General features: G+C 36.5%; 5 protein-coding genes and 1 tRNA gene. 1 reads left to right on the top strand and 5 read right to left on the bottom strand.

Annotated elements, in window-relative coordinates:
- Positions 1-4,386: beta strand repeat-containing protein (locus tag T429_RS09880; protein ID WP_034456088.1), on the bottom strand; the 4,386-nt coding region annotated here is incomplete at its 3' end.
- 701 nt (positions 4,387-5,087) lie between these two features.
- Between T429_RS09880 and T429_RS0107590 the strand changes: the two genes are divergently transcribed.
- Positions 5,088-6,218 carry a metallophosphoesterase gene (locus T429_RS0107590; RefSeq protein ID WP_005774851.1) on the top strand — a complete coding sequence of 377 codons (1,131 nt, stop codon included), beginning with the start codon at positions 5,088-5,090 and terminating at the stop codon, positions 6,216-6,218.
- 764 nt (positions 6,219-6,982) lie between these two features.
- Here the strand turns inward: T429_RS0107590 and T429_RS0107585 are convergent.
- The 4 genes from T429_RS0107585 to T429_RS0107570 form a co-directional block, all read right to left on the bottom strand.
- A tRNA-Gln gene (locus T429_RS0107585) sits at positions 6,983-7,056 on the bottom strand.
- Between the two features lie 64 nt (positions 7,057-7,120).
- Positions 7,121-7,879 carry an iron ABC transporter ATP-binding protein gene (locus T429_RS0107580; protein ID WP_005774853.1) on the bottom strand — a complete coding sequence of 253 codons (759 nt, stop codon included), beginning with the start codon at positions 7,877-7,879 and terminating at the stop codon, positions 7,121-7,123.
- Entirely contained in the window at positions 7,876-8,826 is a 951-nt protein-coding gene (locus T429_RS0107575; protein WP_005774854.1) for an iron chelate uptake ABC transporter family permease subunit, read from the bottom strand. Before T429_RS0107575 ends, T429_RS0107580 begins: the two co-directional genes overlap by 4 nt.
- Positions 8,819-9,775 carry an ABC transporter permease gene (locus tag T429_RS0107570; protein ID WP_005774855.1) on the bottom strand — a complete coding sequence of 319 codons (957 nt, stop codon included), beginning with the start codon at positions 9,773-9,775 and terminating at the stop codon, positions 8,819-8,821. The genes T429_RS0107575 and T429_RS0107570 overlap by 8 nt, the downstream gene beginning before the upstream one ends.
- Positions 9,776-9,875: the final 100 nt, after the last annotated feature.

The raw sequence follows: 9,875 nt of genomic DNA, 5'->3' as shown, positions 1-9,875 counted from the left end.
ATCCCAGAAATTCTCATTCTTTTCATCAAAGAGACTTTGTTCAATATTCGCTTGACCATAGCTTGATTCTGGTCCGTAACCTGTTAGCGTATATTTATAAGGTGAACCACCCCTTGTGATATAACCATGGGCTAATTTGAAAGAATTTTCATCAGCCTTTCCGGAAACTTGGATCAGTGAAAGTCCGCCTATGTTAGAAGGATCGGAAGCATTTATGACGCTCTCTTTATCTCCTAAATCGCTTTGAATGTAAACTGTTGTGGAGCCTGAAACATCGCCGTGAATGAGAAGATGATCGGTTTCTTGCTCTGTGATTGGTGTGCCATCAGTCCACTTTGTATTGAAATAAATTTTTGCATCGCCTGTTGCGTTATAGACGGCCGTAGTCTCTGGTTTTCCGGAACCTATATGCAATGTGTGGTAATGACCTTCTATTGGTCCAGCAAAAACAAGAGAGCTGTCATTGAGACCCAGAACAGAAATGTCAGAACGTGATCTTTGAGCGATATCAAGCAAATTGCCTTCAGCATCTTTCTCTTGTGTGCTGGTTTTCAAGATCCATTTTGCTTGATTTTTCAGATCAAAACTGATTGTTCTGTCGTTTGTAATGTTTGCCTTTCCTTCTAAAATAGAATGATCTGCATTTAAGGTAAAGCTACCGGTAGATATCTCCTTCATGTTTTCATCATTCCAGAAATTTGTATCGTTGGCAGAAATTTTGTCCCAAAAAAGGCCATTGTCTAATAACACATCCGCATGGATTTCTGAGTTGTTAAGATTAACTTTTCCGATTGATGGAGCAATATTATTGTCAATGCTTTTTTCAACAAATGCTCCAACGAGAATTCCAGTGCCATTGTCAACGTGAATATTGCTATTGGTCAGATTGATTTCGCTATTTCCATCTATTTGTAGATCATCTTCATCTGTATTGGTTTTCGATAAAGCCACTAGTTGCATACCTATGCTTTCTGCTTTTACATCAGTATTTGCTAGGTCAATCTTTCCGTGAGCGGCTGCGGATAGTGCAATTTTTTTGACGTCTATTTCATTTTTAGTGCCATTCTTCATGATAATTGAGGCATCACCAGCTGCAGCAAGACCAAGATCAAAATTTTTAATGGTTGTGTTCCCATTTAATTCAATTTTGCTCTCAGGCTCGTAAGAGCCTACAGCAATGGTTATTTTTTCGCTCTCACCACCGGTCATTACTAGATCGCCACTGGTGATCTTGCTTCCACCGTCTGCATAAAGACCTTCATCAACATTTTGAATGATTGTTTTGCCTGTTAAGTTAATTTCACTGCCAGCGCCTTCTGTCGTTAGACCAGAGCGTTCTGTGTCGGGATCCGAATTGATAGCTTTTCCACCGGTGATATTTAAATTTTCACCGGTAATTTTACCACCACCAGCTGCTCTAAGACCGTCTAAAGTATTGTTGATTGTTGTATTACCATGCAATTGAATTGTGCTCTCACCAAGCGCAAGTGCGCCGGTTCCTATGCCATTTGTTGTGAGCGTAACATCTGTGGCATCGATCTGCCCCTTGTTTTTTGTAAGCAATGCAGAAGAATATTTATTTTTCGTTGTTGCACTTCCTCCTACCATTATAATTTTTGAATCTTTACCGTCTGCGTAGACACCGTTTCCATCAGATGATGTTACCGTAGCGTTGTTTAAAGAAATAGAACTTCCTTGTTTTGCATATATTCCATCACCTTTGCTTTCAAATGATCCTCCAGAGACTGTTATTGTCGAGTGATCATCTGCAATTATGGCAGTTTCTGCTTTTGTCACGGTGACATTTGTTAAAGCAACTGTACTATCATTTGCTACTATTCCATATTGTAATAGTGCATCATCTTCATCTTTAACGCTTGATATTGTTACATTTTCTAGTTTGTTTTCTTCTCTCTTACTGTTTTCGAAGATAGCTCCATTATAGAAAGCTTTAATGGTTCCCCCCGTCATGTTGATCGCGCCATCTTCTGTTATCCAGATTCCTGTGTTTTCAGATGATGTAATTTGAGCATTGTTGGTTAAAGTAATGATACTTTCGCTGTCAGAAATTATTGTGATATCTTCTGCATCAAATGATCCTCCAAAGACTGTTAATGTCGAGTGATCATCTGCAACTATGGCATTTGTTGTTTGAGAGACTTTTACATTTTTTAAAGCGACTGTACTTTTATCTGCAGATATTCCTGCGTTCAGGAGTGCACTGTCTTTAACGCTTGATATGGTTACATTTTCTAGTTTGTTTTCTTCGCTGTTACTGCTTTCAAAGGAAGCACCAGTTATAGAAGCTTTAATGGTCCCTCCCGTCATGCTGATTGCACTATCTTTTTTTGTAAAAAGTCCTTCGTTCTCAGATGATGTAATTATAGAATCATTTATAGTGATTGTACTGCCGTTTTCGGAAATTATAGCTACCCCTTTTGCATCAAATGATCCTCCAGTGATCTCTATTTTAGAATTACTATCTGCAACAATAGCGTTCCCAACTTGTTTTACATTTACATTTTCTAGAGCAACTGTACTTTCTGCTTCTGCTTTGATTCCATTGATGAGTAGCTCATTTTCTTTATTGCTTGATATTTCTACATTCTTTAGTTTGTTTTTGTCGTTTTTACTTTCGGTGAATCGAGCACCTACGAGTGAAGCATTAATAGAGCCTCCATTCATACTGATTGCACCATCTTCTTTTGCTTGAAGTCCAATTATACTATTTTTAATTTTTGTATCATCACCCGTTAATTCAATTAGACTGTCTGTACCTTCAGAAAATACACCAAAACCACTTGTAATCAAATCACTATTTCCAACGGGGGCAGCACCATCTATTGTTAGAGTAACATTTTCGATCGTAGTGTGCCCGCCGTTCTTTGCCACAATGGCCGCTACTTTTCCAGTTACTTCCCCTCCGGTCATTTTGATTTTTGATTTTTGTTCTGCTGCGAGCCCAACGTTATTAGATGATGTAATTTTAGTATTGTCTTTTAAAGTGATTGTGCTGCCATTTTCAGCGTGTATTGTTACCTTCTTAGCGTCAAACTCTCCTTTAGAGATTGTTATTTCAGAATTATTATCTGCAGATATACCACTGTCTGCATGAGAGAATCTTACACCTTCTAAATAAACTTTACTTTCATTTTCTGCTTTTACTCCAAAAAGTATTGCTGTTTCGCCTTCATTACTTGATATTTCTACGTCTTTTAGTTTGTTTTTGTCGCTATTACTGTTCGTGAAGTAAGCGCCAGCTTGTGAAGCTTTAATAGAGCCTCCATTCATAGAGATCGAACCACCATTTTGTGCCATGAGCCCAGAGTTATCAGATGATGTAATTTGAGCTCCCTCTATAGTGATTTCACTGTTTTGCGAGGCTGCTATTGTTGCCTCTTTTGAAGCAAATGAACCTTCAGTGATTTTTACTTTAGAATTATTATCTGCAAGAATGGCGTTTTCTGCTTGTTGTACGTTTACATTTTCTAAAGTGACTGTACTGCTCTCGTTTGCTTTTATTCCAAAGTTTATTTGTTTTCCGTTTTCATTACTTGATATTGTTACACCATTTAGCTTGTTTTTGTCGCTGTTACTGTTCAAAAAGCTAGCACCAGCGTATGAAGTTTTAATAGCCCCTCCAGTCATAGAGATCGTGCCGCCATCTTTTGCCCAGACTCCAGAGTCATCAGATGATGTAATTTGAGCTCCCTCTATAGTGATTCCACTGTTTTGCGAGGCAGTTATTGTTGCTTCTTTTGAGGCAAATGAACCTCCAGTGATTGTTATTGTAGAGTCACCTTTTGCACTTAAAGCATTCACTGTTTGTTTTATGGTTACATCTTTTAAAGTGACTGTACTGTCTTTTACTCCTACTCCGAATCCCAGTAGTGTTTTATCATCACCGCTTGATATTGTTACACTTTCCAGCTTGTTGTTGCCATTAGTGTTCAAGAAGGCCGCACCAAAATCAGAAGCATTAATAGAGCCTCCAGTCATGGAGATCGTGCCACCGTCTTTTGCTTTAACACCTATGACAATGGCAGAATCAGTTCCTTTGATGGTTGTTTTATCTCCTGTTAATGTGATTATACTCCCCTTGTCTTCAGTTGTTACAGCTGCGGGTGATTCTAAAGAGGATGATCCGAGAGGAGGTGTGTTTTCTCCTTCGCTAGTGTCTTTATTGGTATCTTTATTTCCGGTTACTGTTAAATTTTCACCAGTGATTTGCCCCCCCTTTAAGGCTTGAAGAGTCTCATAAGTGGCATCTTTGACCTCTTTTTTCTCTCCAGAAACTTTAAGAGATTCAGCTTGTACATTGAATTGAATATTAAACAGCACAATAGCGGCTGTTGCTATAGATGACAGAAGGGATTTTTTATACACGAATACTCTCCTTTTAAAGCCCCCAATATTTACTTCCCCGCAGTCTTCAAAAGAAGAAAAGAAAATAGATATTGCTTTTCGTTAATTACTATCGCTCTGATAATTTATTTTACTTTTTCTGTCAAAATGAATCTTTAGCTTATCAAAATTATATTTCATTTTATATTAAATATATTATGTATTTATAATTTTATAACTATTATCCATTTCGATATTATTTGTAGTAATATTTATAATCTTTTAAAATATTGTTATAAGATTTTGATTTTGCATGCCTTTTTATTGTGCATTGCTTCTTGAATTATTTGTGAAAAGTTTCTTGGTGAGTGTGTTTGGTTTTAATGGAAAAGCACTTATACAATGCCGCTCGTTTCTTATGCGGTTCTTTATGGGGACATTTGATACCATACCAATACTTCGAAGTTTTTGATAGAACTAGTAAGGGTAGGGGGTATCAAAAGCGTTGTGTTCAGGCATAGCAAGAAAAATATATTACATGCAATCAATCATCAATAAATGAAGGCACCTAAAACTGAAGGCTTGGCGTGAATGCTGCTGTTCGTTTCATTGAAATTATCCATGTAATGCGAAATCATTATTTTGCGCTTTTGACATATTCTTGACAAAAAAACAAAAGACTACCTTTAAAAAATTTATTGATAATATAATAAATTACATAATGTTTTTATGGCGGTATATGTATGAGATATAAAGTTGAATATATAGCAATCACCATGATTGCTTTCGCTCTTGTTGGTTGTTTAAATATTGATTCTGAAAAAACAAAAAGAGATGAAAGGCTTCATCATGCGTTAATGGATTGGTCCATGAAGGAAAAGTCTCTTACCAAAAATTATACTGCCATCATCATGGCGGATCCTCAACCTTGGCGTTTGAATTCCGGTGATGCCAATGGACTGTCTAACAGGGAGCCATGGTTTAAAATAAACGAGCAGGTTGCCAATGTCATAAAAGCACACAAAGCTGCTTTTCATATTGTGAATGGTGATTTGACGGAGTTTGGTCAACAAAAAAACTATGACGATTATAAAAATCTCTATAAAAATCTCGGCTCTCCTGTCTATGAGGGATTAGGCAACCATGATTATGCCAATAATGTTGGAAACTGTACCATACCTGAAGTCTTCAATTTTTATAAGGATGCTTGTGCTATAAGTGCAGTTTTAAGAATGGTGGCGGAAATCAAAAAATATCAAAATCAATTATCTCATTTCAATGCAGATGTTGTTGAAAGTTTGCTTCCTGTTGCGCGTGAAAATATTCATAAAATCAAAGGGAGCTTAAGTTATTCTTGGGATTATGGAGATATTCATTATGTCCAGCTTCATAATTATCCAAGTTATATGGTGCATCTAAAGGGACAGTCTGTGGAAGTGCAAATCAATAAATCTTTAGATTGGCTTAAACAAGATTTAGCTGCTGCTGATGCGAGAGGTAAAGTGACAATTATTAATTTTCACGATGCTCGTGCTGCTTCTGTGGATGGCGAATCCTTTTTTATTCGTAAACAAAATGCTAAAGATTTGGCAGTGTTTAAATCCATTATTACTTCTCATAATGTTAAAGCAATATTCGTTGGACATACGCATTATCAGTCCTATTGCCGTGCAAAAAATGATAAGGTTTTTGGCAATATTCCTGTCTATACAGCTGGTGCACTTTTTAATGGAGATTATTATCTTATAGATGTGAAGGGAAAAAACATCCACGTTAAGGCCTATAATGGAGAAGTAGGAAAACCCCTTTTAATTAAAGATCTCGGAATCATCGGAAAAGATACAGAATTTTCCGCAAGTTGCAGCAAGTTATAAGAAGATGTTTTTCTGACTTTACGATATAAAGAGCAAAGTGTGCTCGAGGCGTAAATTTGAAAAGTCAAGAGTGCAAGATTGTGTAGCAGTGTATTAAAAAAATCAATTTATTGTTATTTCTTCTTTTGTCTCATGAATTAATATATAGAGGCTGAGATGCTTGGGGAGCCTTTTTATATTGGTTATGTTCATGGTTTACATTAACGGAATTTTGTAAGGCATGTGTTGAGCATTTGCTGCTTGCCTTGGAGAGAGTATAAAATGGCATTTTAAAAAGTCTTTAAAATACGCATTTCAGAAAAGCTTTATATGATGAAAAAGTTTTATTTTCTCCGTAAATAGATATCTGGAATAAGCTTTAATGCTTCTTTTTTGTCATTATGTAGGTGTTGTGAGGAAATAAGCAGTTGGCTTGAGAAAATATAGAAAACATATAATGCATATGCTAAGGCTTTACAAATAAAAACAACTTTTAATTGAAAAATGGCAGAAATAACATTTTTTATGATGTGATGTGTTGATTATAAAAAATACACCGTAAAATCGCCTAAAAAGTTTCAAAATCTTCATGAGTTGTAAAAAATAAATAAGAGAGATTGAAATTTTCAAACTCCTTTGTAGTTTGATGCTAGGTTTTGTATTCAGTGGGATTAGATAGGAACACATGATAATTTATTGTTTTTATGTATAAAATTCAGCATTAAATGCGCGTTTTGTCAAAATATACAAAACCTTCTGGCAAGCTACATACACACAAGCTATATTGGCTGGGGAACTTGGATTCGAACCAAGATTGACGGAGTCAGAGTCCGCTGTTCTACCATTAAACTATTCCCCAATAAGCCCATTTTACCCTCTCTAGCAGATTCTACAGCGTAGGCAAGCGCAAAAAATCTTTATAATTATCGATAATAAAGAGCAATAGGAATGTCATTGATTGTTTTGATTTGAATATCGACATCATAAATGTCTTTAAGAATTTCTGGCTGCATAATTTCTTTGGGGGTTCCCAAATAGGCTGCTTTCCCATTTTTCAATGCAACAATCATATCTGAATAAGAGGAGGCAAAATTAATATCGTGCATAACAATAAGAATGGTTTTTTTCAACTCATCAGCTGTGCGGCGTAATTGCTTCATCATAGAAACGGCATGTTTCATATCCAGATTGTTTAATGGTTCGTCTAAGAGAAGATAATCGGTATCTTGACAAATAACCATCGCAATAAAAGCCCGTTGACGCTGACCACCAGAAAGCTCGTCTAAAAAACGGTCTTTTAAATCTTGTAAGTCAAGATAGCGTAGCGCACTGTCGATAAATTGTCTATCTTCATGTGTATACCAGCCTTTTGAATAAGGATAGCGTCCGAAACTCACTAAATCGTACACAGTTAAACGGAAGGATAAAGGATTATCTTGACGCAAAATGGAGAGCTTTTGGGCCAAAATATCGTGGGGCATTTTATCAATATCAAAACCGTCGATATTAATTGTGCCTTTGTCGTGCGTTAAAAGACGTCTTATCAGCATTAAAAGAGTTGATTTTCCCGAACCATTAGGCCCAATAAGAGAAATAATCCCCCCTTTGGGAAGATGAAGACATAAATTGTCGATAATCAATCGTGCTCCGTAAGCCTTGGAAAGATGATTGATCTCAATCATTTTACTTTTCCCTTCATCAGTAACATTAAGAAAACAATCCCTCCACAAAACTCAATGATAAAACTTAAACGTCCCGCCATGTGAAAAATTTGCTCTAAAATAAATTGTCCCCCCACCAAACAAATCATCGCTAACAATATTGCAATCGGTATAACGACACTATGTTTTGTTTGAGGTGAAAGTTCATATGAAAGGTTGGCAACGAGCAGTCCAAAAAAAGTGACGGGGCCTACTAATGCAGTGGAAAGAGAGACGAGAAGAGAAACAAAAATAAGAATAGCTGTTGCACTTTTATGATAATTAACGCCAAGATTGAGAGTGTTTTCACGTCCCAAAGCCAAAATATCAAGAAGATGGCGGAAACGCCACCCAATTAAACTCACAATGAAAACAATTATTGTGGCAAAGCTTATGAGGGACGTATTAAATTTATTAAAATTTGCAAACATAATATCTGTTAGATTCATCATCTGGTCTGGATTGAGTTGCAATTGCATAAACATCCGTAAACTGAAAAAAAAGCCGCCTAAAACAACTCCAATTAAAAGTGTCAAGTGAAGACCTTTTAGGCTACCTGAAAACAGCCAACGAAAAAGGCTTATGGAAAAAAGCATGAGAATAAGGGCTTCGAGAATGAGCTGTCCTTCTTCATTCAAAAAGGGCAAAGAAAGAGAGCCTAAAAAATACATCAAAACAGTTTTTATTAAAATATAAAGCTGATCAAATCCCATAATTGAAGGGGTCAGAAGACGGTTATTAACGATTGTTTGAAATAAAACTGTAGAAACGCTTATTGCATAGGCAATAAGAAGCAGAGAGATCAGTTTTGTCAGACGAAATGTCCATGTATAAACATTGATATTCCACGTCATGTAAAGACTGATGACCGTACATGCTATGATAATAAGCGTTGTTAGTACACATTTTGTTTTTTTGCTTCTATCCAAGATTCTTTCTCCAGCGTAAAAGCAGTATCATAAAAATAAAACTACCGATCACGCCCATTATAGTGCTGATGGGAATTTCAAGAGATGGATGAATGATTCTCCCTAAAAGATCACAAATTAAGACCAATCCTGCACCGCTGATGGCTACCCAAGGAGCAGTATAGCGCATATTATCGCCCATGAAACTTGAAACAATATTTGGAATAATCAATCCAACAAAAGGAATACGGCCGACGGTACAGACAACAACAGCAGTGATTGAGGCGACAATAAAAAGACCAAAAAACATGACGACACGATAATTTAACCCAAGATTATTGGTTAAATCTTCTCCTAAGCTTGCAACCGTAAAGCGATCAGCAGTACAATAGGCTAGAAGACAAAGAGGAAGGGAGAGCCATAAAAGTTCATATTTCCCCTCAAGAATCATGGTAAAACTACCAAATAAATAAGCTTGAAGAGAAGGAAGGAGCATTTCATAATCTGCAATGGCATTGGTTAACGAGCCAATAATGTAGCTTAGCATAATCCCTGTAAGGGGTACAATGAGAGCGGATTTTAAAGGAATGCGGTGTAATAAAAACATAAAAAGTAAAGTGCCTGTCATGGCAAAAAGTGTCGCAACAACCATTTTTCCTAAAACAGGAATATTGGGTAGAAAAATCATAATAAAAAGAATGCCAAGGGAAGCAGATTCAACAGTTCCAGCGGTTGATGGTTCGACGAAGCGATTACGTGTCAACAGTTGCATAATCATGCCTGAAAGTGCAAGCGCTGCGCCTACTAAAAGGATTGCAATGGTACGAGGAAGACGCGTTTGCCAAAAAATAAGCCAGGCATGAGGATCGGCTACAAAGAGATCAGAAGGCGTGACGTCAGAATAACCAACAAAAATGCTGAAGATGGACAAGAAAATTAGAAGGGTTATGGTTATCCAATAATTCTTCACGTTAAATCATTTTCTCATAAAACTTAACAAAAAAACAAAGGTTGTTTCATAAACAACCTCTGCTTTTAAATTTTATTCATAGAGCAAGCAAGCCCTTTTG

The sequence above is a fragment of the Bartonella elizabethae F9251 = ATCC 49927 genome, assembly GCF_000518165.1.
Taxonomy (GTDB): domain Bacteria; phylum Pseudomonadota; class Alphaproteobacteria; order Rhizobiales; family Rhizobiaceae; genus Bartonella; species Bartonella elizabethae.
The sequence above is the reverse complement of the archived record's forward strand: the minus strand, read 5'-3'. Positions and strand labels throughout refer to the sequence as shown.